Below are 23,212 nucleotides of genomic sequence, written 5' to 3' on the forward strand. Positions count from 1 at the left end.
ATTAAAAACTATTTTTGCACCGCTGGTTTTTCCACTGGCGTTTCCTTCCAAAGTTCACCCAATTTTCCGCTTTCTGCCTCATCAAACACAAAGGAACCGTTTGAATATCGGTCACCGAAGCGAAGCTCCGATACTTTCAATGAATGAATCTGACCTTTTGCCGTTTTCAGGTGAATAGTATCTTCGGGGCTTGCCATTTCAAAACCGCAAACTCGATGTGGGTTTGCCTTTAATTCGCGAAGCATGATGACGCCGCGTTTGGCTCTCGAGCTCCGTTCGAACTCTGAAAGCTTCATTTTCTTGAGAGCGCCGCGCTGTGTCGCAATCACTGCTGCCGAGGAAGGACCATCAATCACCTTTCCGCCGATGACATAGTCACCGTCCTTAAGGTTAATACCTTTAACACCTGCAGCTCTTGTCCCTACGGGTGCTACTTCATCTTCGCTAAACCATAAACCGTAGCCAAGATGGGTGGAAAGGAAAAGATCTTTGGTCCCATCGGTAAGATGGACATCGACCACTGTATCGTCGCCTTTCAGGTTGATGGCTGTAAGTGCTTTTGAATAGCGCTGGGCTTTGTACATCTTTAATTCTGTCTTCTTTGCCATTCCGTTTTTAGTAACGAAAAGCAGGTACGCTTGCTGTTCAAAGTCCTTAATGTGGATCGCCTTGATAATTTCTTCATCCCGGTCAATCGGCACGATATTACCAATGTGCTGCCCAAGGTCTTTCCAGCGGATATCCGGGAGCTCGTGGACTGGCAGGTAGAGAAAACTGCCTTTGTTTGTGAACAATAGCAGGACGTCTTTAGTGTTCATATCCAATTTGGATAGAAGCCTGTCAGAATCCTTCATTGCCAGATCCTGTCCATTTGAAGCAGCGAAGGAACGCTGACTCGTCCGCTTGATGTATCCGTCTCTCGTGACGGATACAATAACATCTTCGCTGGCAACCAGCACTTCAAGATTGATTTTTATTTCCTCGATCTCTGCTTCAATCTTTGTCCTGCGTCCATCTGCAAATTTCTTTTTAACTTCTTTCAGCTCTTTTTTTATGACAAAAAAGAGCTTTTTCTCGCTTCCAAGTATGGAAGTTAACTCTTCAATCTTCTTTGCAAGCACTTCCGATTCAGCACGCAATGCCGTGACATCAGTGTTGGTGAGGCGATAAAGCTGCAAGGAAACAATTGCCTCTGCTTGGGCTTCTGTGAAGCTGAAGGCTTTAACGAGGTTTTCTTTAGCGTCGCGCTTGTCTTTTGATGCGCGAATAGTGGCAATCACTTCATCCAGTATGGATAATGCTTTGATCAAACCTTCGACAATATGCTGGCGTTCCCTCGCTTTTTGCAAATCAAATTCGGAACGTTTTGTTACCACGTCTTTTTGGTGGGCGATATAAGCATCAATTAGACTGGCAAGGCCCATAAGCGTTGGCCGCTTCTTATGGATGGCGACCATATTAAAGTTATATGTCACCTGCAAATCGGTGTTCTTATAAAGGAAATGCAGTACGCCTTCTGCATCAGCTTCCTTTTTTAATTCAATGACAATCCTGAGCCCGGTCCGGTCGGTTTCGTCCCTGACTTCTGAAATGCCTTCAACCTTCCTGTCAAGGCGAAGTTCATCAATCCGCTTAACAAGGTTTGCTTTATTGATTTCATAAGGAATTTCTGTCACCACAATTTGCTGACGGCCGCCCCTAACTGACTCAATGTCGGCTTTGCAGCGAATGATAATTTTTCCTTTTCCTGTCTCATAGGCCTTCTTAATGCCGTCAATTCCCTGGATAATCCCGCCTGTTGGAAAGTCTGGCCCTTTGATGCACGTCATCAGCTGATCAACCGTGCAATCCGGCTGGTCAAGCCTCATAATGACTCCATCGATGACTTCGGCAAGAGAGTGCGGCGGTATATCCGTCGCATAACCTGCGGAAATTCCTGTTGAACCGTTGACAAGCAGATTCGGGAACATGGATGGAAGTACGGTCGGTTCTTGTGATGTATCATCAAAGTTTGGAATGAACTCTACCGTTTTTTTGTCAATGTCCCTGAGGAGCTCCGATGCGATCGCTGATAGCCTTGCTTCCGTATAACGCATGGCAGCTGGCGGATCTCCATCGATGCTTCCGTTATTTCCGTGCATTTCAACAAGCAGGTTTCGCACTTTCCAGTCCTGGCTCATCCGCACCATTGCTTCATAGACAGATGAATCTCCATGCGGATGGAAGTTACCGATAACATTACCGACTGTTTTGGCTGACTTCCTGAAATTTCGTTCCTGTGTATTGCCATCTGCATGCATGGCGTATAGGATACGGCGCTGAACAGGCTTTAATCCGTCCCTTGCATCGGGAAGCGCGCGTTCCTGGATAATATATTTACTGTAACGTCCAAACCTATCGCCGAGGACGTCTTCAAGCGGGAGGTCCCGGTATATCTCTGTTGAACTCATCCCTCAGAAACCTCCTCTGCAACCATAATATTTTCATTTTCAAGAATATTTCCGTCTTCTTCGAGTCCAAAAGCGACATTGGCTTCTATCCATTTGCGCCGAGGCTCTACTTTATCCCCCATAAGGGTCGTAACGCGGCGTTCTGCGCGTGCAGCATCATCAATCATGACACGGATAAGCGTCCGGGTTTCTGGATTCATGGTGGTTTCCCACAGCTGATCCGCATTCATCTCTCCTAAACCCTTATAACGCTGAATCATATAGCCCTTGCCGATTTTTTTGATGGCGCCTTGAAGTTCATCATCACTCCAGGCGTACTCAATGACTTCTTTTTTTCCAGTCCCCTTGCTGACCTTATACAAAGGCGGCAGGGCAATGAAGATTTTGCCTTCCTCAATCAGAGGCTTCATGTATCTGTAAAAGAAAGTCAGGAGAAGAACCTGGATGTGAGCTCCATCAGTATCAGCATCTGTCATGATGACGACTTTATCATAATTGATGTCTTCCACTGTGAAGTCGGTGCCTACCCCTGCCCCGATGGCATGAATAATTGTATTGATTTCTTCGTTTTTAAAAATATCCTGCAGCTTTGCCTTTTCAGTATTGATGACTTTTCCCCTCAAAGGCAGAACAGCCTGGAACTTCCTGTCGCGACCTTGTTTTGCAGAGCCGCCGGCGGAGTCTCCCTCTACAAGGTAAAGCTCGTTTTTCGCCGAATTCTTTGATTGTGCCGGAGTAAGCTTTCCTGAAAGCATAGCATCAGAACGCTTTTTTTTCTTCCCGCTTCTGGCGTCGTCTCTCGCCCTTCTCGCAGCGTCCCTGGCCTGGTAGGCTTTAATGGCTTTTTTGATCAGCAGTGAGCTGAATTCAGGATTTTCTTCAAGGAAATAGGCTAAGTGCTCGGAAACCACGGAATCCACTGCGGATCTTGCCTCGCTCGTCCCCAGCTTTCCTTTCGTTTGTCCTTCAAACTGGAGCAGCTGTTCGGGAATTCGGACTGAAATAATGGCTGAAAGACCTTCACGAATATCTGCACCATCAAGGTTTTTATCTTTTTCTTTCAATAGCCCCACTTTGCGCGCATATTCATTAAAGGCCCTAGTCATGGCGGTTTTTGATCCTGCTTCGTGGGTTCCGCCGTCTTTAGTACGAACATTATTGACAAAAGACAGGACATTTTCCGAATACCCATCATTGAACTGGAATGAAAATTCCACTTCGATGCTCGCACTTTCGCCTTCAATGCTCACAACTGGATGAAGTGTATCTTTTTCCTCATTTAGATATTCTACAAAAGCCTGGATTCCAGTTTCATAATGGAACGTCTCTTTAACATCATTGCGTTCATCGATCAGCTCAATTTTCAGGCCTTTCAGAAGGAATGCAGATTCCCGGAGGCGTTCGCACAACGTATCATAGTTATAAGTCAGCGACGAAAAAATTGTATGGTCTGGCTTGAAATGAATGGTTGTACCTGTCTGGTTTGTGTTCCCTTTCTTCTCCAGTGTGGTAACAGGGATTCCTCCCTTTTCAAATCTCTGTTCATATATGGATCCGTCACGTTTGATGGTAACAACAAGCCATTCAGACAGTGCGTTGACAACAGATGCACCTACGCCATGGAGTCCTCCGCTCGTCTTGTAACCGCCCTGGCCAAACTTTCCGCCTGCGTGAAGAATTGTCAGGATGACTTCAGGAGTCGGTTTTCCAAGCTTATGCATTCCAGTCGGCATTCCACGCCCTTTGTCCTGTACGGAGACTGAATTATCTTTGTGTATTTTAACAATGATGGTGTTTCCGAAACCTGCGAGCGCTTCATCAACGGAGTTATCGACAATTTCATAAACCAGATGGTGAAGTCCGCGGCTGTCTGTGCTCCCGATATACATGCCCGGCCTTTTTCTTACAGCCTCAAGGCCTTCAAGTACTTGGATGGCATCATCATTGTATTCATAAGACTGCTTTACTGCCACATACATACCCCTTTCATACTAACAACAGCACATTGACTTTTAATTTTAGTATGTTGTCAATGCTTCTTTTAAGTATTCATCCTAAAAGGATCCATTCCCTCCCGCAAAATGAGGAAAAAACCGACAAGGGAACGAATGTTCTTATATATATTTTACCATATTTCCAGACATGGTCTATGCTTTATTGTAGCGATTTATCCTGATTTAGCAAATTGAATTTGAGGATTCATCAATAATTTGTAATATTTTGGACCAAATAAGGGCAAATAAGAGAACAATGCAAAATTGATATAATATGCCAATTTACCGCTTGTTCCATTGATTTCCGCCTTTAATTTCGCCTCCATATTGCAAGCTATAAATAATACTGGAGGTGACTTTGTGAAAATAACAGGAATTCTGCTCTTTGTCTGCATGCTTGTCTTCCTGGCTGTCTGGCCGGAGTTTAATAAAAGCGTGGAGGATCGTGGAAATGCCCATGTCTTTACGCGCGGCGAGAAAACGCAACAATCGGGTGCCAAAGATGCCCAGCCCCGCATGGCTAAAGTCAACAATATTAAAATGGGTGAACATATCAAAAGCCTTTTAAACAACCATGAGGAAGTCAAGCTTGTCCACCATAACAGATTAGATAAAAGCCATTATTATGATCATGAAGTAGCGGTCGATTTTACCCAGGAGCCTTCACAGCAGGAACTTCAACAATTCTGTGAACAGATTGGCGGCAGTGCGGTTAAAAGTTTTAATTCAACCGTTATTTTTAACTCCCCGACTCGTCAAACAGAAGATTTGCTGCGTTTTTTCTCAGATAAGCCAAACATAGAATTTGCTGAGCCTCATTATATCCTGATGCAAAACGATGTTCAATTGCCGAACGATGTCCTTTATACAGAAAAATATCAATGGAATCTGCCTGCCGTTGGGGCGGAGGAAGGTTGGGCCATCTCACGCGGAAGCAATAAAGTCACGATTGCTATTGTTGACACAGGAGTAGACATTGCACATCCTGATTTAAAGAAGCGTTTAGTAGATGGCTACAATGTCCTCCATACAGACCAGCCGCCAGCGGACGACAACGGGCATGGAACCCATGTTGCGGGTATCATCGCTTCAGAAACGAACAATCGGGAAGGCATTGCGGGTTTGACCTGGTACAATAAAATCATGCCGGTAAAAGCAATGGGAAAAGACGGCTACGGCTCTACTTTTGACATTGCAAAGGGAATTATTTGGGCTGTTGATCATGGTGCAGATGTCATCAATCTTAGCCTTGGCAATTATCAGCCGTCAAAGGTTTTGAAAAAAGCGGTGCGGTATGCGTACGCTCACCATGTGGTGATGGTTGCAGCTGCTGGGAATGATAATTCCAGCCAGACTTCCTTCCCGGCAGCATATCCGGAAGTCATGGGAGTATCGGCTGTCCATTATAACGGAAACAGGGCCGACTTTTCTAATCATGGCGATTATATTGATATTGCGGCACCTGGAGTGTATATTCCCAGTACTTATTACAAACAGCAATATGCGGCGCTGTCAGGTACATCGATGGCTGCCCCCCATGTAGCAGCACTTGCCGGATTGATCCTTTCAGCCAATCCCGAGCTATCGAACAGTGATATAATGAGAATTATCCAAACCTCAGCCATAGATCTTGGAGTAAGAGGGAAAGATTCTGATTTTGGCTATGGGATGATTGACATAAGACAGTCACTTCAAAATGCATCAAAAGTAAAACAACCAAGGGACAGGATTCGGGAAAAGCTTGACCTTTTCCAAAGAAAATGAGGGTACCTACCATTGCTTCCCAATCTTTATGACCTGTGCGATATTCTCTGATACTCTTTCTAGATAGCGTGAAGCATTAGCTAAGGCAGCTTCCCTGGTAACTACGCCAGGCATGATACTGAAAATTGCATTTACGCCAGAGCAGTACAATTCGCTGCTGCCTTCTGTGGCTTCACCTGCTAAAAGAATAACGGGAACGCCATGTTTTTTTGCTGCTGCTGCTACTCCGACCGGTGTTTTACCGCTTAGCGACTGGCTGTCAACCTTACCTTCGCCAGTAATGACTAGGTCAGCTTCCATGATTTTCTCTTCAAGATTTGTCGCTTCCATCATAATAGAAATTCCGCTTTTTAATTTAGCAGGCAGGAATGCAAGGAGTCCTGCTCCAAGACCTCCTGCAGCCCCAGAACCTGGAACATCGGCAATAGATTTGCCGGTTGTCTTTTCAATTATCATGGCGAAATGGGACAAGTTTTTGTCCAAGTGCTTAACCATTTCATCGTCGGCCCCTTTTTGCGGCCCAAATACGGCTGAAGCTCCCTTCGGCCCGGTAAGAGGGTTGTTTACATCACAGGCGACTTCAATTTTCACCGTTGCTGTGCGAGGGTCAAGATTGCTTATATCAATCAGTGCCAGATGTGATAGTCCGCCACCACCATCCGGAATGTCGTTTCCGTTTTTGTCAAGCAGCCTTATGCCGAGAGCTTGTGCCATCCCTGCCCCGCCATCATTTGTGGCGCTTCCTCCTATACCAAGGATGATATGCTCCGCTCCTTGATCCAAAGCAGACAAAATCAATTCACCAGTTCCTTTTGTTGTAGTAAAGAGAGGATTCCTGTCCTTTGGCGGAACAAGGTGGAGGCCAGAGGCAGAAGCCATTTCAATAACTGCTGTCTTTCGTGAGCCAATGAGACCGAAAAAGGCCTCTGTTTTGGTTCCCAGAGGCCCAGTGACTGTAGTTTGGATGATTTCGCCGCCTATTGCATGAATCATTGCCTTGACAGTTCCTTCTCCACCATCAGCCATCGGCATTTTTATGTATTCGGCTTCCGGAAATACTTGCCGGAAGCCCTTCTCTATGCTGCAAGCTGCTTCATAAGCAGTGAGACTTTCTTTGAAGGAATCTGGGGCAATGACGATCCTCATCGTATACTTCTCCCTTTCAGAAAAACTGTATAAATAAAGGATAAATGGTCCTTACAAGGGATCCCGCTATTTTGTCAACGCATGCTCAACCTTGATGCAGCGGTCCATGATCACCGGGTATCCCTTTTCCTTAAGGAATTTATAGGCTTCCTCATTTTCTACACCCAGCTGTGCCCAGAAGATGTCTGCGTCTATTTCTGCAAATTCCCGCGCAATTTCAGGAAGGTATTCGGACCTTCGGAATACATTGACGATATCGATATGCCCCTCAATATCCTTTAAAGATGCGACCGCCTTTACTCCAAGAATTTCATCAGCCTTCGGATTAACCGGAATAATTTCATAACCAGCTTTCTGCATAGCCTCGGAAACCATGTATGAAGTCCTGTCGGGGTTATCGCTCAAACCTATAACCGCAATCCTTTTAGCTTTTTTGAGCATTTGCCCGATTTCTTCCCGTGATGGATTGATAATTGTCATCCTTAACACATCCCTTCAAAATTTGTTCTATGTTAATTGTAACTGCTGGACGTGGTGAAAGAAAATTAATTAGCTCGCCTATTATAACCATCTGATTCTTCGACACATAGGATATAAACGAAGTCATGTGAGAGAGGATGAAATAAAAAGATGAGTATGCCTACTATCCCGCCGCAGCCCGACCGACCTAGCCAGGTAGAGGTCGTTGTGGATCTCATGGAGTCGATCGCGTTGGAGGAAATAGCTTTATCCCATTTGCTGAATGCAGAGGCTGAAAAAATCCAGGCTTTTGTCGGTGAATGCCTGGATTTTCCTACAAAACCTTCTACTTGTGAGATCATCATGTTCAATAAAGAAGTTGTACAGTTCCTTGAAACAATTGTAATGAAAGAATGGCTCCTTCTGAGGAAGTTTGAAAATGTTACGAAACTGATTCCTTTTCATCATTCTGATCAATGCAAGAAGGACTTTGGTTGCGACTGTTAACTTAATTTTAAAGACTGATAAGGAGGCTGAGGTATGTCTTGTCATTGCGGATATGCACGGATTGTTAAATCGATGTGTTCTGTGTTTGAGATAGAAGCAGCGATCGCGAAATACTTGAAATCAATCAGGCTTTCTTTGACTGCAGTTGATAAGACGATTCGGAATCAAGAGCCCGAGGAACTTATCCTCAGCATCAATCACAGCATACTCCCGGCAATTCGTGCTGCTGCCAGCCTCCAAAAACACACATATAAAAAATTTGTCGATTTCGCAGAATCCTTTGATACGGATCAAGGTGAGAAGTTTCTTCTCGTGATCACAGCTCTGTTCCAACAGTGTAAAACAGGAAAAGACCTTTCCGAACAGGTTTATGAATTGATGAAAACCGTAAAAAGAAGCCATTCTTCTTCCAAACTAAAGTCAGGCATAACAGAAATACTGGAGGATATGGAGATAACGGAAAAGAAATGGGTGCAAAAGATTGGCAACCTTGGGGGCTGGAAAAAAGATAATAACCATGGGAAGGTTTGGACTGTCAAACCAGTGAAAAAAAATACCCATAACAGGAGACGTTAGCCTGCTTGGGTATTTTTTTCGTTTACCGTTTATTTTTCATTGTCAGCTGGTCGGTGAAAATAGCAATTAAAGTACCGAGGATTAGGCCATTGTTTAAAACCGATGTCAGTATGGGAGAAACATCGTTAAATGCAGTGGAGCTGACAAACATCGCTCCTGCCCCTGTCAGGATGGAAACCCCTATGACGAGTCTTGTACGTTGTTTATCCTCTTCTCTGTCAAACTCTGAAAAGGCGATACCGACCATGTTCGCGAAGATGACAAATGTGACGGAATAGCCTACTGGTGCAGGAAGAGATGCAATGAATGACATCAAAGTAGGATTAAGGCTTGCTCCCATTATTAACACCGAGCTAACGAGAATAGGCAGAACTTTCGTGAACCCTGTTGTGGCGATAAAACCTGCAGCACCTGAAATCGGTACAGAGCCGATGGCAGAGAACACCCCTCCTAATAACTGGTTAATTCCAGCAACGAAGCCTCCCGCACGATATCTGTCGGTGACAGCCTCCTCTCCCTTCTGCTTCAATACTTCGCCAGTCACCCTGATGCTTGCGAGCATATTGGTTACAAGCAGCAATGTAATAAAGACAGAAGTAAGAATTAGTCCAGGATGGAAAATAGGCTTACCGAAAGTGAACAGTTCAGGAAGTTTGATTAAGCCTTGGCTATGGACGGCATATGGTTTTGCAAGCCCAAAAAGATAAAAGGCAATCCAGCCGGCAGCCAGGCTGATCAGGATGGAATATTGGCTGATCCATCTGATTTTATGTCTTGAGAGGTAAAAGGTCATCAGCACCATCGCAATGCTGAATCCTGCAATGGGAAGGTCCAAGCCGGCCTGACGGTATCCTATCCCGAACATTCCATTCAGAAAAGACTTGCTGAGCTGGAGGATCAGTAATAATAAATAAATGCCACTGACGACTGGAGTAAACAAACTGGCAAGCTTCTCGACAAGCTTGAACAGGCTGAGTCCAAAGAAAACAAGCCCACTGATGATCATTGCCCCCTGCAATGCCTGCAGTGTTTCAAATTTCGAGGTGAACATGGCTGTCCCCAGGCTTGCGTATATGGCAAATACTCCCCACCATAGCCCTGCCGGACCTTCATTTATAGGCAGGCGATGGCCAAATAATGCCTGCAAAAAGGTAGAAGCCCCAAGCACAAAGATGGTTCTTTGGACGAAATCGGAAGTTTCTACCGGGCTGAGCTGAAAAAGATCAGCTACTGCAATCGGGGCAACGATCGTGCCCGCAATCATAAAAGCCATCCATTGGATGGCTGCCAAAAGTGTTTTCATGAAGCAAATCTCCTATACGTAAAAATTCAAATTCCAATGTCTTTCTTGTCCTAGAAAAAGAGCTGGCCTCCCGCTGCTCCCAGTATGACGACAACCCATGGAGGGAGCTTCCAAAATGCAAGGAGAACGAAAAGGATGGCAGCGAAGGAAAAGTCACTATTTTGATGGACAGAGCTTGTAATGATGGGATCATAAAGAGCCGCGAGCAATATACCAACAACAGCTGCATTTACACCAGCAAGCGCTCTTTTGACACTTTCCTTTTTCCTGAGAATGCTCCAGAAGGGCAGCGTACCCCCAACCAGCAAAAAAGCAGGGGTGAAAATGGCTAATGTGCTGACAAGCATTCCTTTCCACCCGGCAATTGCCATTCCAAGGTAGGAAGCAAAGGTGAACAGCGGACCAGGGACTGCCTGTGCTGCCCCATAGCCCGCAAGAAAGGTTTCGTGATCCAGGAATCCCGGGACAATCTCGCGTTCAAGCAGCGGAAGAACAACATGGCCACCTCCAAACACCAGTGCGCCGCTGCGGAAAAAGCTGTCATACAAAATGATTCCTGCAGATGTGCTGTTGTTTGCAATCAACGGAAGCAGGATTAAAAGTACAGCAAACAATGAGAGCAGAAACAGTCCTGTCCGTTTACCGATTGGGACGTGAAATGGTGAATCGGCATCATCCGGCTCATTCTTCAGAATAAGCATTCCTGTAACCGCAGCACAGGCAATCACGGATACCTGTGCCAAATTTGATTGCCAGAGAAGCGTTGCTACAGCTGCAGCAGCTGCCATGCTTCCCGACGCTTTTGTGGAAGCAAAGCTTTTACCCATCCCCAGAACAGCGTGAAGTACAACGGCTGCCGCAACTAGCTTTAAACCGTGCAGCCAACCTTCGTTTCCAATGCCCATCCCCTGTATCAGCATGGCGAATAAGGTTAGCGCGACAACGGACGGCAGAGTAAACCCGATGAATGAAACGAGCCCGCCAATGAGTCCCCCTCTAACCATTCCGATCCCCATTCCCGCCTGACTGCTAGCAGGTCCGGGAAGAAACTGACACAAGGCGACCAGGTCAGCATATTCCTTTTCATTTAACCATTTACGTCTATGTACATATTCTTCGCGAAAATAACCGATATGGGCGGCGGGCCCTCCGAAGGATGTCAATCCTAGCTTTAGGGATGCTGAAAGGATTTCAAGCAGCTTGCCTGAATAACTCCGGGGTTTCATCAATCTACCTCCCTTATCCTATAGTTTTCCTAATGATAGTTACATTGTTTATCATAACAAAAACCGAATCGAGGTGGTAAAATTAAACCCTTCATTTCATGAATGCATCCCGAAGATGATGCCAAATTTCAAGAATAATAGGAAGTGCATTTTATACTTCAGACAACTCCCATTATTAAACCATTGCGCATAAGTATTTGACTTATATGCTTTTGCCTGTAGCCCTGTTCTATGATAGAATATTATTCCGGCATGAAAAGGAACAAAAGGCACACACCAAAATGAATGTTTTTTATAAGGTTCTTCTTATTTTTAAAATATTAGAGTCATGGAAAGCCACGACTTTTCGTATAATGCAAATAACCTTGGAATAGCAGAAGGCAAAGCATCCGGGATGCTTTGCCTTCTCTTATCTAATCTTAGGGTATGGTTTTAGTCGACTAGCTTTACGAGCATATGTGCAAGTTTGTGCTGTTCTTCCTGTGTTCCGGCTTTCCAAAGCTCCTGAAGCAATTTTTCTTCACTGTTTCTAGGTTCCTCGCGCTGCGCAAGGTAGTTTGCTACTTTTTCGGCTGCTTTTGCCAGCTGTTCTTTTTAAGACCCATTTTTTCACCCATTGAGACTTTGTCGCCGAGGTAAGATTTGAACCGCTCAAATCTGTAAAGAATTTCTTCTTTTTGGCCCTCGCCAAGGTTGTTTAGCTTTTGTTCGACTTTGTCATTCGTGTTTGTTGCATTCATGTTATTTTCCATGGTTCATCTTCCTTTTAGGTGTTTTAGCCTGCAGTTAATAGATTCCCTTTGCCATAACATTCAAACCTCTGTTTTCTTATAGAATGGGAATGGCTTTCATTTTGGGGTAATCTTACCTTTTCTTGTTAATTTCACAATGGTGTTTTTCGAGTATCGTGGTACAATAACGATAGAATTTGTAAAGGAGAAATTTTGATGGCAGTTTATGGGATTATTATTTTGCTTGCGTATTTAATTGGGTCAATTCCGTCCGGCCTGATTTGGGGCAAGCTATTCCATGGTATTGATATCCGCGAGCACGGAAGCGGAAACCTTGGTGGTACCAATACATTCAGGACGCTGGGGATAAAGGCTGGAATCGCCGTCACGCTTGCTGATATATTAAAAGGCACACTGGCAGCCTGCCTGCCGTTGCTGTTCCATTCGGATATGCACATGCTTATTCCGGGTGTTATAGCAGTATTGGGACATATGTATCCGATATTCGCGAGATTCCGCGGCGGAAAAGCGGTTGCGACTTCAGGCGGATTGCTACTTGCCTACACACCGCCATTATTTTTATTTATGTTATTATTTTTTATTGTCAGCCTGAAGGTAACAAAATACGTTTCGCTTTCATCTATTCTCACAGCCGTAGCCACATTGACTTTAACCCTGTTTATCGGGGATCCCGTTCTAATTATTGTTGTTGCAGCCCTGGCAACCTTCGTAATTTACCGCCACAGGGCAAATATCGGAAGAATCCGGAACGGAAGCGAGCCAAAAGTGAAGTGGCTCGACCGCAAGCCAAAATAAGCAAACAAAGAGAAGAGCCGGGATTTTTCGGCTCTTTCTTTTTTTATCGTTTTTATATAAAGGAATCCGTTAGAGAAAATTGTCTTTTTTCGTCATATGTAAGGAAAGTCAGCCATATTATTTAGCATGGCTGCTATGATCAGTTGGCCAGACTATCCCTATATAAAGGAATGACAATATGAATAAAAGGGAAAATTCATTTTCTGTGCTTTTAGATGATAAAACGATAGTCGTGCATACTTCCAATCATGAACGTACTGCAGAGGAAGTATTTGCGGGGATTGCCCATGAGATCAGGAATCCGCTCACTGCAATCAGGGGATTTATCCAGCTGCTAAAGCCGGATTTGATTGAAATCGGCAAGGCAAAATATGTTGACATTTTGATGGAGGAAATTGACCGGACAAATGGATTGATCAGCGAATATCTTGGATGTGTAAAGCCTTCCCCGAAACCGAGAAAAATTGTGTCTGTACAAAAGCTTATAGCCGATTTCTCCTTCCTGTTTGAAAGCGAAGCAATCATCAGAAATGTTAAGTTTTCAGTGAACTTCCCAAATGAGGAAATCCATATTAAAGCCAATGAAACTCAAATCAGGCAGGTGCTTTTCAACCTTGTCAGGAACGCGTTTGAAGCAATTGAAGAAAAAGGCTTCTCCGATGGTGAAGTGAAAGTCGAAATTTCGACTGATCCGCAGTTTGCCTGTATGACGGTATATGACAATGGGATTGGCATGGATGAAGTCACATCACAAAAAATGTCAAAGACCTTCTTTACAACAAAGGAAAATGGGACAGGAATCGGGCTATCGATCAGCAGAAAAATCATCGAGGAACATGGCGGGAGGATTGAAGTGAAAAGCCAATCAGGGGTGGGTACATCAGCAGCCATCTTTCTGCCTCTTAAGGAGGAAAAAGATAATTCGCAAAACTGACAAAATAAAGGTGCTGTCATGATGCTTTGTAGAGTTAAAATAAAAAGAAACCCTAAAGGAGAAGGATAAGATGAGTTCAGTTTCACAGAAAGCTCCTGCTTTCCAGTTTGTCACAACTACTGAAGCTACTTCTTCCCCTGATGTTTTCATTGTAGAAATGACACCGCTCCATGATGGCTCCAGTCGCAATACTCCATTAAAGATTACAAATAACTTCGATGAACTGCTGGATTTTCTTGAAGAAAATTGATAACCACAAAGAAAAAGGCCAACTGTCTCGAGTTAGCCGGCCAAGCAGATCCTCTTGTGGCTCTGCTTTTTTTTATGAAAGGCAGCAAGAATCAGGTTCTATCGGTCAGTTCGCCCAGCCAATCCGCTTTTCTTCAGGAGAAAACCTCCACCCTTTTCATAATCAAGTTCCGTTTGTTCAAAATATACAAAGTCGTTTTGATGAATCAGCACTTTAATTCCATCCTCTTCGAAGATTGTATCGCTTGATAGTGGCTGCTCTTCCAGAGACAGCTGCAGTTTTGGGCCCACTCAGCCAATCCCCATTGAAACCCGCACGTACAGATTTTCCCTGCTATGTTTCCGTTCCCTTTCCATTGATTCCTTTATGATCTCGCTGGCACTTTCCGAAAGTTTGAACATGAATATCCCCCTCGTGAAAAATGATTTGCTCCGTTTCTACCCTGTTACACTTATTTTTACACATGGTGCCATGATTAGACATTTTTTTTGAAACTTTCCGCTAAAATCAATCATTTTTTCTCATATGTACTATACTATCCTTAAGCAATAGAAAAATAAAAGAACGAGCTTATGAAAGCAAGGAGAAAACGATGAGAAAAAAACGGTACGCACTTTATGTCTTTATCATTTCATTCCTGTTAGTGATTGCTTCTAGTCTGCTCATTGTCCGAATGTATCAATCAAAAGGAACGGGTTCTTCGGATGCTGTTCAAACAAGTGCACCACTTCCTCAAAAAAAGGCTAGCGAGGCCGGGAAGGAACTTGAAGAAAAAGTCACGCTCGGTGCCATCGGTGACATCCTCATCCATGACAGGGTATATATTGATGCGATGACAAAAGAAGGCTATGATTTTAAGCCGATGCTTGCATCAGTAAAAGATATCCTGATCCAGCCTGACCTCCTGCTTGCGAACCAGGAAACGGTGCTTGGGGGAATTGAACTTGGTTTGTCCGGCTACCCCGCTTTTAACAGTCCCCGTGAGGTTGGAGATGCCATTATTGATTCGGGCGTAGACATTGTTTCGACTGCCAACAACCATTCACTTGATAAAGGGGAAAAAGGAATTCAAAGCGCCATCGGTTATATGGAAACCACGAGCCTTCCTTATGTTGGGGCATTTAAGGATCCAGAGGATAAAAAAAAGTTGCGGATACTAGAAGAAAACGGTGTTAAGATTGCTTATCTATCCTACACTTACGGGACAAACGGCATACCTGTCCCGGAAGGTAAGGATTATTTGGTGAATTTGATCGACAGGGCCGCGATGAAGGAAGAAATCCGGAGGGCGAGACAAAACGCTGATGCAGTTGTGATGAGCATCCACTGGGGTAATGAGTACGAACGCACTCCAAATAATTCGCAAAAGGATCTTGCGAAGTTTCTTGCCGATGAGGGTGTTGATGTGATTTTTGGGCACCACCCCCATGTTTTGCAGCCAATGGAATGGATTGAAGCAGAGGACGGAAGAAAAACGCTTATCGTCTATTCATTAGGTAACTTCCTATCAGGGCAGGTCAGAGATTATAAGGATATTGGCGGTTTAGTAACCGTCGAACTCACAAAAAATGTCACGCCGGGCGGTAATAGCATCACAGTGTCCAATCCGGAGTTCACTCCGACATATGTTGCAAGCCAGGCAGAGCAAAACTATCGGGTTGTTCTTTTGAAAAATGCCGGCAGTCACGGTTTGCCGAATGCAGAGGAAAAGTATAAAGAAATAATGGCTCACATGAATGGGCCGCTGTCACCTTAATACAAAGCAAAGTGTTGTAAAGGATTATGATGGAGTTCCATTTAAGAAAGCAATATAAAAACGCCGCTGCTTAAGTTCATTGTAAGCAGCGGCGTTTTTTATACCCTATTATTTTTCGACTGATGCCAACAGTAAAAATTTCATCAGCTCTCAGGCTACATTTTAGCTTTTATGTAGGCTTCATGCCACTCAGGGTAAGACTTTCTGATTGAAATGGGCCTGAAGGTATCTTTTTTAACACAAACATGTGATGAAGATGCTGTTAAAGCAATTTCACCTTCATTGTTAAGTATTTCGTAACCATAAACAACCTTTATACCGTTGTATTCGGCAACCCATGTCTTCACCAACGCTTTTTGCCCGTAGCGGACAGGCTTTTTATAACTTACCTGGATATCAACGACAGGTGATAAAACACCCTCTTTTTCCATTTCTGCATAATTATAGCCGAGTTCTTCTATTAGGCCTGTCCGCCCAAGCTCCATCCAGACAAGATAATTGGCATGGTAGACAACCCCCATCTGGTCTGTTTCTGCGTATCGTACTTCTATTTCTTTTGTTGAGATTACCAACTTATTTTCCTCCTCTTCCCAATTTCTCAAGTGCTGTTTTAAAATCAACATCTTCCAGGATGACGGCTTCCTTGCCAAAATCCCCGATTTCCCCATTTTCCATCAGTCTGAATGCTTGTGTCTGGATTGCTTCATCGATGATATTGATCGCAAGACGGCCATTCCCGTGATTCTCTGCTCCGGAGAGTGAGTGAACAAGAAATTCTTTTGCCCGTTGTGATACCGTGTACTGATATTGCTCTGCTCTAGTTTCCATAATATCAAGAAGTTCACCCACGGAATAATCATCAAAGTTAAAAAACTTTTTAAAACGTGATTTGAGACCTGGATTGCTTTCAAGCAGGATATTCATTTCAGCGGGGTATCCCGCAAGTACCACCACAAGATTTTCATTGTGGCGCGTCATTTCTTCAACCAGCGTTTCGATGACTTCCCTGCCAAAATCCCCTTCCGATTCACTTAAAAGAGAATACGCTTCATCAATGAATAGGACACCACCAAGTGCTTCACGGATTTTCTTCCTTGTTTTACCGGCTGTTTGCCCTACGTAGCCGGCAACAAAATCAGCACGGCTTCCGATAATCAAGTGGCCTCGCTTCAAAATTCCACAGTCTTTCAACAGCTCTGCATATATTTTCGCAACGGTTGTCTTTCCGGTTCCGGGATTCCCGGTAAATACAGAGTGCAGCTGAATTGGGACCTCGGGCAGCCCTCTGTCCCTCCTGTACTGCTGCATTCTTATAAAAGAGAAGAGGCTCTTTACTTCTTCTTTTATTTCCTTCAGTCCTATAAGCTGTTCAAGCTCAGCATGTGGATCGCCACCCTGAACCGGAAAAGGGGCTGAAAAATCTTCTTGTTCAAGAAGCGAAAGAGACAGCAAGTCCGGTTCGTTGCCTGATTCCGCACCTTTCTTAAACACAGCATCATCAATTATACTGCGGACAGTCCTTGCATTGCCAAATGTCTCATCTACCCGTTCAAGAACAATTCGCTGCCTAAGACCTTCACGCGCTCCTTCAGTTAGGACATAATCGTTATCCCAGGCCGCTTGCTCCCCTATTTGCATCAATTCTTCATCGCTATAGTCAGGGAGGTGGATATGGGATGATGTCGGAAACCGGCTTCGAAGCCCTGGGTTAGCGGCCAAAAACTGACGCATTTCCTCTGTATATCCGGCAAGGATGACAGCGAAATTGCCTCCATAGTCATTCCCTGTCATCAGTGATACAAGGGTGTCGATCGCGGTTTGCCCGTAATCGTTTCCAGATTGCCCCGCCCGTTTAAGGCTGTAGGCTTCGTCGATGAACAGGACTCCGCCCAATGCGCTTTCAACAGCTTTTCTTACATTTTCTTCTGTTTGGCCAACAAAGGATCCGACAAGCTGGGAGCGGTCTGTTTCTATGACATCCGCTCTTGGCAGGATGCCGAGCCTGTTATAAATTTTGGCTAACAACCTTGCGATCGTCGTCTTTCCGGTTCCTGGGTTTCCAGTTATGATCATATTCAGATTAAGTGTTTCTTTTGTCCTGTACCCCAGGTCTTTTCTTTTTTTCTGGTAGGATAAATAGCGGTAATGGTCCCGGACTCTATTCTTTACTGACAAAAGCCCGACCATATTATTCAATTCATCAAGCGGGTCAGTCTGATTCGAAGGAGATTCGCTTGCATCAGTAAATTCAGCCTCCCAGGAATTTTTAAGGAGGTCAATATTTTTAAGTTTTTCCTTCATTTCCTCATAGTGGAGAGATGTATGAAAAACACCAGCAATGGATTCATCATACTCCAATGAGGCTTTCAGCAGAGCAGCAGTTTCTTGAAGAATTTCCTCCAGGAGGCTGGTCAGTCTGGTGTAAATATCACTTGAGGAACCTGCGGATATCTTCATCCCTTGCCTCAAATCTTCTAAGTGGCCTTCTCCCTCAGCAAGAAACTGCTGGCAAACCGATAAAAATTGCTCTGCGGTTTTTTTCTTTGCCGCAGGGTTGTCGGTTTCCCTTAATACAGGAAAAACGAGGGATGATAGTATTTCTACCTTCCCCTTCCACTTGTGTGTAGAGAGCGCTATTCGGCTTCTTGTATCGGTGGGATTTAAGGCAACTGCTTTCTCCAGCCAGTCCAATGCTACAGGATCTATTCCTTTCCTCCCTGCCCTGGAGGCAGCAGCGAGCGAAAGGAGAGAGGACAATTCGCCAGGATGTTTCTCTGCTGATAATTTGCTGATCAGTATAAGCAGTTCAGCTTCGTCTGCAATAAACCCATTTTTTTTCAGTTCTTCTTCCCATTTCTTGATTTTTTGAACGCCAATATTGCCTTTTCGTTGATGCTCTTCCATATTGAATCACTTCTTCTAATAGTTTATAAAGGGTATCTTAACATAGATCTTAAAAAACGGAAAAAGACCCGCCTTGAATATGGCGGGTCTCTGTCTTATCTTATTGGTCTTCTCCATGCTGCGCTCTATACTCATCTTTGATTTCTTCACGGAAGCTGTCAATGCTATCCCGGCGGCGTTCGTTTTTGGCCTTGATCGTGGCCTGGTCCTGCTCGTTTGAAAACGCCATTGCATCCTCTGCTTCCTCCATATTTTCAATGGTATCATGGATCATTTTCTGCAGCTTCTCCACGTTATCGCTTCTGTCATCAGGTTTTGGCTTATTGTCAGGCATGAAAACATTCCTCCTTCAAAGAGTACAGAGATAGTTTGTGTTTACAGGATTTGATTTATTAAAGGTAAGTAATGGACGAAAAAATCCCGCCGTACAGGCGGGATTAGATTTCTATTATTTTCATTCGCCTTTTGTCTGAATGACCTGTGCGTGCTTTCCAGATGTATCAGACATTTGTTTTCCTTTGTTTCCGCTAAATCCTCTTGGCTGTGTGCCAAGATGGCTTGGAACATAATGTTTGCTGTCTTTTTTCGGATTACCCAATTTGATCCCCTCCTCTATCTATATTTTAGCCAAAGAGGAGTAAATCATTTATGGAAAAAAGAAGCGTATTATTCAGCCCTGCCTAGACGTTTTTCTTCAAGCTTTTCCTCGAGTTTTTCTAATGCTGCACGGTCATTCATAATTTGACGCTTATTTTCAAGAACTAATTCTGCAAATGAACGTTTTCTTGGTTTTCTCATATGTCTCACCTTCCTTAGTGTCATATTAACAGTAATTATGCCCTGAAACGGTTTCAATTATTACAACTTTTTGAAAATTTAATTCTTTTTTTGATTTATTTATACGAAAAAAGTCTTAGAAGGGAATCTTGGTTCTATATAACAAAATAAAGACACCAAATTCTGGTGTCTTTACTTTGCATCCATGAATTGCTGCATTTGCTCAAGAGTCATGGCACCTATATATTTTTTGACTACATTTCCCTGTTCATCAATCACAAAGGTAGTTGGAATGGATAGGATGCTGTATTGCTGGCTCACCTTATGATCTTGATCAAGTACGACTGGGAAAGTAAGTTTGTTGTCCTTCATGAAACTTGCAACGTCATTATCTGAGTCAATATTAACAGCAAGAATTTCAAACTGCCCATCCGCTTTCTGGTAAAGTTCCTGCATAGCAGGCATCTCGATTTTGCATGGTGGGCACCAGGTTGCCCAGAAATTCAGCATCACTTTCTTTCCTCTATAATTAGAAAGTTTAATGTCCTTTCCATCTAAGCTTTGAAGATTGAAGTCAGGGGCTGAATTGATTGCGGGGATCTTTTGTTCTGGATTCTTTTCTTTTTTGGCGGCCTCGGCAATAGGAACAGTCAAAAGCATGATCATTAGCACAGCGGTGAAGATTTTATTGAGCATGTGGCCCCTCCTGCAGTTACATTATTTTGTTAGGAATATGGTACCCTAAAAAAACAGAAAATATAAAGTGCGGAAAAGCCAAAAAGATGTGAGGAATGTAGCAATTCCATATATTCCAGCCTGGATAAAAAGGTTTCCAGGCCATTTTTTTCGCTTTTTTTGCCACAATAGGTAAAGCGACGAAAGCAATAGTGCCGTTGTCCACTCTTTCCATCCCCCCGACAAATAAAGGGCGCCAACAGGATTGGTAAAAAGAAGGTTCGGCTGATAAACAAGAATAGCAAGTTTATAAATGACGATGCCCATTAAAAGAGCGTTTAGAAGAGAATCAAGGAACTCGTCACGAAAGCGAATATCCTCTTTGAGAAATTTCCTGATGGTCCAATAGGCCGCTGTTCCTGCTCCAAGACTAAAAATCCAGCTTATCTTGATGATAAATGGCCCCAGTTTAAAGGCTTCCATTATAATCTCTCCTTGTAATTGAATCCATATAAATCATATATCTTCCATTCACTGTTTTGAAAGGCTTCAACTTCTTAATGTACTGCTGGTTTTCACTAGTTCAAGAAAATGGCGGGCAGGACTTGATAAAAAATGGTTCTGCAGCCAAATGATCCCGAGTGATGAATTCATGTCAGTATCGAGGAGCGGGACAGAATTCAAATCATCCAGTGCATACGATTGAAGAACCGACCGTGGCAGGATGGTTGAACCAATTCCTGCTGTTACAAGCTCGATTAGCACTTTAGTATCGGAACATTCCCCAATGGTGGCAGGTGAAAGATGCTCACGTGAAAAAGCTTCTGCAATTGTATGGTAAAGCCCAAGGCCTTCTGTGCTTGGCAGGATGATTGGGTACTCCGCTAACTCCTTTAGCGATATTTGGCTCGGGGTCTGTTCCTTTGTAACAAACACAAATGGCTCGCTGTACAAATGCTGGTAGGTAAGATCCCTCTGCTCAAGCGGCAGCCTGATAAAAGCAAGTTCAATGGTACGATTCCTAATCTGTTCTGATAAAAACGCAGAATCGTTTTGGACAATCTTAAATGTGACCTGTGGATATTGACCATGAAATTGATGGAGAAGCTCTGTTATTCCTGGAAAGGAAAGCGTGTTGATTCCAAGTGCTAAGGTTCCTTTTCTGCCTTCCTCGGTTTCGGCCAGTTCGTTTTTCACTTCTTCGAGCGAATTGACAAGGTGAAGCGCGTGATTATATAGGAGGCGGCCTTTGTCTGTCAATTCCATTCTTTTACCGTTCCGTTCGACAAGATTTACGCCCAATTCTTGTTCCAGCTGCTTAAGCTGCATGCTGAGCGGCGGCTGTGAAATATGCAGCCTGTTTGCGGCTGCAGTGATGTTTTTCTCTTCTGCGATGGCAATGAAGTAACGCAATTGTCTAATATCCATTGTACTCCCTCTTCTATACGAAAAAAGTATGGTTTCTATTTAAATTATATATTTTTCAAATAGCCACTGTCTATGCTACGATAATGCCATTCGTTCTGGCAGTTACAGTTTTTTCAATTGAGAGGAGAAGTACCGTGGAAAAGATTTTTCGTTTTCAACAAAATAATACAACAATGGGCAAGGAATTGTCTGCCGGCTTGATTTCGTACATAACCGTTGTTTATATTATCGTGGTGAATGCAACGATCCTGTCGGCGGCAGGGATTCCGCTTGAAGCTGGGATTATCGCAACCATATTATCGGTTTTTGTCGGCTGTATGGTCATGGGGTTCTGGAGCAATACACCCATGCTTATGATTCCGGGAATGGGATTAAACGCCATGTTTACTTATACAATTGTCCAGTCGGGAGGCTTTTCGTGGCAAGAGGCGCTGGCAATGGTCTTTGCGGCTGGAATTATATTTACCATTATATCGTTCACACCATTGGCAGGGACAATTATTCGTTCTATCCCCGATTCTCTGAAAGAAGCCATTTCAGTAGGAATCGGCATTTTATTGATTTTGATTGGTTTTGACAACAGCGGGATTATTACAAGTTCGGAGCATACTCTCCTTGCTATCGGCGATTTGAGCAGCCCCGAAGCTCTTGTAACAATGGCTGGTCTTGTCATAACTTTCGTACTGTTTATTAAGAATGTACCAGGAAATCTTTTGCTTAGTATCGTCATTACTTCCGTATTATCCATTCTTGTATCTGGCGGGAAAACTTCTGGTTCCCTTTTAGAAGTTCCTTCATTTCATGAATATTTTTCAGTTTTTGGCCAGCTTTCTTGGGCAAAAGCAGGTGATTTCGTATTTTGGCTGACTGCTTTTTCCCTTGCAATGGTCGTTATTTTTGAGAATATCGGTCTTGTACATGGTCATTCCAAACTATTGGGCCGTCCGGAATCATCTAAGAAAGCGCTTGAAGCTTCAGCTATTTCAGTCGTTGCGTCTGGTATTCTTGGAACAAGTCCAACAGTAGCATCGGTGGAAAGCGCAGCTGGAATTACAGCAGGAGGCCGTACAGGATTGACAAGTGTTGTGACGGGAGTCCTGTTTCTGTTTTCACTTGTGCTGATTCCCGTAATCAAAATTGTGCCTGCAAGTGCCGTATCCCCTGTCCTGATTTTGATCGGTGTCCTCATGCTTCAGGGGATTACGCATATCCCTCTAGATGACCTTGCCGAAAGCTTTCCGGCTTTGCTGATCATTGTGTTGATCCCATTAACCTACAGCATCGCGGATGGGATGGCGATTGGATTCATTCTCTACCCTTTGACAAAGGTACTGCTTGGCAAAGGGCGTGAAATTTCACCGGCCCTTTATATGATTGCACTGTTATTCCTGAGCAATTTTGTTCTCCAATACGCACTGTAAGTAGAAAAGCGAAAGCGCCTTGCTCAGGGGCGACAAGCATAAGACGAGACGGAAGGAAGGTCGTTCTTTGACCTTCTTGACGGAATGGCTTATGA

The 23,212-nt window shown here is 43.9% G+C and carries 23 protein-coding genes and 1 pseudogene; 8 read left to right on the forward strand and 16 right to left on the reverse strand.

Annotation, left to right across the window (positions count from 1 at the left end):
* Positions 1-8: 8 nt before the first annotated feature.
* Positions 9-2,450, reverse strand: a complete 2,442-nt coding sequence (gene parC / locus D1970_RS09595) for a DNA topoisomerase IV subunit A (protein WP_119112630.1) — start codon at positions 2,448-2,450, stop codon at positions 9-11.
* Positions 2,447-4,423 carry a DNA topoisomerase IV subunit B gene (parE, locus tag D1970_RS09600; RefSeq protein WP_310648617.1) on the reverse strand — a complete coding sequence of 659 codons (1,977 nt, stop codon included), beginning with the start codon at positions 4,421-4,423 and terminating at the stop codon, positions 2,447-2,449. Before parE ends, parC begins: the two co-directional genes overlap by 4 nt.
* A gap of 381 nt (positions 4,424-4,804) precedes the next feature.
* On the opposite strand from parE, the gene D1970_RS09610 reads away from it, so the two are divergent.
* The gene (locus D1970_RS09610; RefSeq protein WP_259339625.1) at positions 4,805-6,208 is read left to right on the forward strand and encodes a S8 family peptidase; all 1,404 of its coding nucleotides are present in this window, start codon (positions 4,805-4,807) and stop codon (positions 6,206-6,208) included.
* A gap of 6 nt (positions 6,209-6,214) precedes the next feature.
* Here D1970_RS09610 and D1970_RS09615 read toward each other — a convergent pair whose 3' ends face one another.
* The gene (locus tag D1970_RS09615) at positions 6,215-7,354 is read right to left on the reverse strand and encodes a glycerate kinase (protein WP_119112633.1); all 1,140 of its coding nucleotides are present in this window, start codon (positions 7,352-7,354) and stop codon (positions 6,215-6,217) included.
* Positions 7,355-7,420: 66 nt separating this feature from the next.
* Positions 7,421-7,834 (reverse strand): CoA-binding protein, encoded by a 414-nt coding sequence (locus D1970_RS09620; protein WP_119112634.1) that lies wholly within the window; start codon positions 7,832-7,834, stop codon positions 7,421-7,423.
* Positions 7,835-7,984: 150 nt separating this feature from the next.
* On the opposite strand from D1970_RS09620, the gene D1970_RS09625 reads away from it, so the two are divergent.
* Both D1970_RS09625 and D1970_RS09630 read left to right on the forward strand, forming a co-directional pair.
* Positions 7,985-8,320: an alpha-helical endospore appendage domain-containing protein gene (locus D1970_RS09625; RefSeq protein WP_119112635.1), complete on the forward strand. Its 336-nt coding sequence runs from the start codon at positions 7,985-7,987 to the stop codon at positions 8,318-8,320.
* A 33-nt stretch (positions 8,321-8,353) separates the two neighbouring features.
* Complete coding sequence (locus D1970_RS09630) at positions 8,354-8,896, forward strand: hypothetical protein (protein ID WP_119112636.1); 543 nt, start codon at positions 8,354-8,356, stop codon at positions 8,894-8,896.
* 22 nt (positions 8,897-8,918) lie between these two features.
* Here the strand turns inward: D1970_RS09630 and D1970_RS09635 are convergent, their stop codons facing one another.
* From D1970_RS09635 to D1970_RS09645, 3 genes and pseudogenes are all read right to left on the reverse strand, one after another.
* On the reverse strand, positions 8,919-10,199 hold the full coding sequence (locus tag D1970_RS09635; protein ID WP_119112637.1) for a purine/pyrimidine permease: 1,281 nt from the start codon (positions 10,197-10,199) through the stop codon (positions 8,919-8,921).
* A 50-nt stretch (positions 10,200-10,249) separates the two neighbouring features.
* Positions 10,250-11,425 carry a chromate efflux transporter gene (gene chrA / locus D1970_RS09640; protein WP_119112638.1) on the reverse strand — a complete coding sequence of 392 codons (1,176 nt, stop codon included), beginning with the start codon at positions 11,423-11,425 and terminating at the stop codon, positions 10,250-10,252.
* A 432-nt stretch (positions 11,426-11,857) separates the two neighbouring features.
* Positions 11,858-12,177: pseudogene (locus D1970_RS09645) on the reverse strand (DUF3243 domain-containing protein).
* Positions 12,178-12,372: 195 nt separating this feature from the next.
* Between D1970_RS09645 and plsY the strand changes: the two are divergent.
* The 3 genes from plsY (at position 12,373) to D1970_RS09660 (ending at position 14,156) form a co-directional block, all read left to right on the forward strand.
* Positions 12,373-12,972, forward strand: a complete 600-nt coding sequence (gene plsY, locus D1970_RS09650; RefSeq protein ID WP_119112639.1) for a glycerol-3-phosphate 1-O-acyltransferase PlsY — start codon at positions 12,373-12,375, stop codon at positions 12,970-12,972.
* 178 nt (positions 12,973-13,150) lie between these two features.
* A complete protein-coding gene (locus tag D1970_RS09655; RefSeq protein WP_119112640.1) occupies positions 13,151-13,906 on the forward strand; it encodes a sensor histidine kinase in 756 nt (251 codons plus the stop codon).
* A gap of 70 nt (positions 13,907-13,976) precedes the next feature.
* On the forward strand, positions 13,977-14,156 hold the full coding sequence (locus tag D1970_RS09660) for a hypothetical protein (RefSeq protein WP_119112641.1): 180 nt from the start codon (positions 13,977-13,979) through the stop codon (positions 14,154-14,156).
* Between the two features lie 98 nt (positions 14,157-14,254).
* Here the strand turns inward: D1970_RS09660 and D1970_RS09665 are convergent, their stop codons facing one another.
* On the reverse strand, positions 14,255-14,446 hold the full coding sequence (locus D1970_RS09665; RefSeq protein WP_119112642.1) for a hypothetical protein: 192 nt from the start codon (positions 14,444-14,446) through the stop codon (positions 14,255-14,257).
* Positions 14,447-14,748: 302 nt separating this feature from the next.
* On the opposite strand from D1970_RS09665, the gene D1970_RS09670 reads away from it, so the two are divergent.
* On the forward strand, positions 14,749-15,912 hold the full coding sequence (locus D1970_RS09670) for a CapA family protein (RefSeq protein WP_119112643.1): 1,164 nt from the start codon (positions 14,749-14,751) through the stop codon (positions 15,910-15,912).
* A gap of 155 nt (positions 15,913-16,067) precedes the next feature.
* On the opposite strand, the gene D1970_RS09675 is transcribed toward D1970_RS09670, so the two are convergent.
* The 8 genes from D1970_RS09675 to D1970_RS09710 all read right to left on the reverse strand — a co-directional run bounded on the left by D1970_RS09675 (position 16,068) and on the right by D1970_RS09710 (position 21,696).
* A complete protein-coding gene (locus D1970_RS09675) occupies positions 16,068-16,484 on the reverse strand; it encodes an acyl-CoA thioesterase (RefSeq protein WP_119112644.1) in 417 nt (138 codons plus the stop codon).
* A gap of 1 nt (position 16,485) precedes the next feature.
* Positions 16,486-18,816 (reverse strand): AAA family ATPase, encoded by a 2,331-nt coding sequence (locus D1970_RS09680; protein WP_119112645.1) that lies wholly within the window; start codon positions 18,814-18,816, stop codon positions 16,486-16,488.
* A gap of 100 nt (positions 18,817-18,916) precedes the next feature.
* A complete protein-coding gene (tlp, locus tag D1970_RS09685) occupies positions 18,917-19,150 on the reverse strand; it encodes a small acid-soluble spore protein Tlp (RefSeq protein WP_119112646.1) in 234 nt (77 codons plus the stop codon).
* A 120-nt stretch (positions 19,151-19,270) separates the two neighbouring features.
* Positions 19,271-19,414 (reverse strand): acid-soluble spore protein N, encoded by a 144-nt coding sequence (locus D1970_RS09690; RefSeq protein ID WP_119112647.1) that lies wholly within the window; start codon positions 19,412-19,414, stop codon positions 19,271-19,273.
* Between the two features lie 68 nt (positions 19,415-19,482).
* A complete protein-coding gene (locus D1970_RS09695; protein ID WP_119112648.1) occupies positions 19,483-19,614 on the reverse strand; it encodes an FbpB family small basic protein in 132 nt (43 codons plus the stop codon).
* A 171-nt stretch (positions 19,615-19,785) separates the two neighbouring features.
* Entirely contained in the window at positions 19,786-20,289 is a 504-nt protein-coding gene (locus tag D1970_RS09700; RefSeq protein WP_119112649.1) for a peroxiredoxin family protein, read from the reverse strand.
* Between the two features lie 45 nt (positions 20,290-20,334).
* Positions 20,335-20,751 carry a hypothetical protein gene (locus tag D1970_RS09705; RefSeq protein WP_119112650.1) on the reverse strand — a complete coding sequence of 139 codons (417 nt, stop codon included), beginning with the start codon at positions 20,749-20,751 and terminating at the stop codon, positions 20,335-20,337.
* A 66-nt stretch (positions 20,752-20,817) separates the two neighbouring features.
* Complete coding sequence (locus tag D1970_RS09710) at positions 20,818-21,696, reverse strand: LysR family transcriptional regulator (RefSeq protein ID WP_119112651.1); 879 nt, start codon at positions 21,694-21,696, stop codon at positions 20,818-20,820.
* 173 nt (positions 21,697-21,869) lie between these two features.
* On the opposite strand from D1970_RS09710, the gene D1970_RS09715 reads away from it, so the two are divergent.
* Positions 21,870-23,117, forward strand: a complete 1,248-nt coding sequence (locus D1970_RS09715) for an NCS2 family permease (RefSeq protein ID WP_374978549.1) — start codon at positions 21,870-21,872, stop codon at positions 23,115-23,117.
* Positions 23,118-23,212: the final 95 nt, after the last annotated feature.

The sequence above is a fragment of the Mesobacillus zeae genome (genome assembly GCF_003570705.1).
GTDB classification, from domain to species: Bacteria; Bacillota; Bacilli; order Bacillales; family Cytobacillaceae; genus Mesobacillus_C; species Mesobacillus_C zeae.

Bases quoted from the DNA above. Each gene is read 5' to 3' on its own strand.
- parC (WP_119112630.1), bottom strand. From the start codon at position 2,450: ATGAGTTCAACAGAGATATACCGGGACCTCCCGCTTGAAGACGTCCTC.
- D1970_RS09615 (WP_119112633.1), bottom strand. From the start codon at position 7,354: ATGAGGATCGTCATTGCCCCAGATTCCTTCAAAGAAAGTCTCACTGCT.
- D1970_RS09620 (WP_119112634.1), bottom strand. From the start codon at position 7,834: ATGACAATTATCAATCCATCACGGGAAGAAATCGGGCAAATGCTCAAA.
- D1970_RS09625 (WP_119112635.1), top strand. From the start codon at position 7,985: ATGAGTATGCCTACTATCCCGCCGCAGCCCGACCGACCTAGCCAGGTA.
- D1970_RS09630 (WP_119112636.1), top strand. From the start codon at position 8,354: ATGTCTTGTCATTGCGGATATGCACGGATTGTTAAATCGATGTGTTCT.
- D1970_RS09635 (WP_119112637.1), bottom strand. From the start codon at position 10,199: ATGAAAACACTTTTGGCAGCCATCCAATGGATGGCTTTTATGATTGCG.
- chrA (WP_119112638.1), bottom strand. From the start codon at position 11,425: ATGAAACCCCGGAGTTATTCAGGCAAGCTGCTTGAAATCCTTTCAGCA.
- plsY (WP_119112639.1), top strand. From the start codon at position 12,373: ATGGCAGTTTATGGGATTATTATTTTGCTTGCGTATTTAATTGGGTCA.
- D1970_RS09655 (WP_119112640.1), top strand. From the start codon at position 13,151: ATGAATAAAAGGGAAAATTCATTTTCTGTGCTTTTAGATGATAAAACG.
- D1970_RS09660 (WP_119112641.1), top strand. From the start codon at position 13,977: ATGAGTTCAGTTTCACAGAAAGCTCCTGCTTTCCAGTTTGTCACAACT.
- D1970_RS09670 (WP_119112643.1), top strand. From the start codon at position 14,749: ATGAGAAAAAAACGGTACGCACTTTATGTCTTTATCATTTCATTCCTG.
- D1970_RS09680 (WP_119112645.1), bottom strand. From the start codon at position 18,816: ATGGAAGAGCATCAACGAAAAGGCAATATTGGCGTTCAAAAAATCAAG.
- tlp (WP_119112646.1), bottom strand. From the start codon at position 19,150: ATGCCTGACAATAAGCCAAAACCTGATGACAGAAGCGATAACGTGGAG.
- D1970_RS09695 (WP_119112648.1), bottom strand. From the start codon at position 19,614: ATGAGAAAACCAAGAAAACGTTCATTTGCAGAATTAGTTCTTGAAAAT.
- D1970_RS09700 (WP_119112649.1), bottom strand. From the start codon at position 20,289: ATGCTCAATAAAATCTTCACCGCTGTGCTAATGATCATGCTTTTGACT.
- D1970_RS09705 (WP_119112650.1), bottom strand. From the start codon at position 20,751: ATGGAAGCCTTTAAACTGGGGCCATTTATCATCAAGATAAGCTGGATT.
- D1970_RS09710 (WP_119112651.1), bottom strand. From the start codon at position 21,696: ATGGATATTAGACAATTGCGTTACTTCATTGCCATCGCAGAAGAGAAA.
- D1970_RS09715 (WP_374978549.1), top strand. From the start codon at position 21,870: ATGGGCAAGGAATTGTCTGCCGGCTTGATTTCGTACATAACCGTTGTT.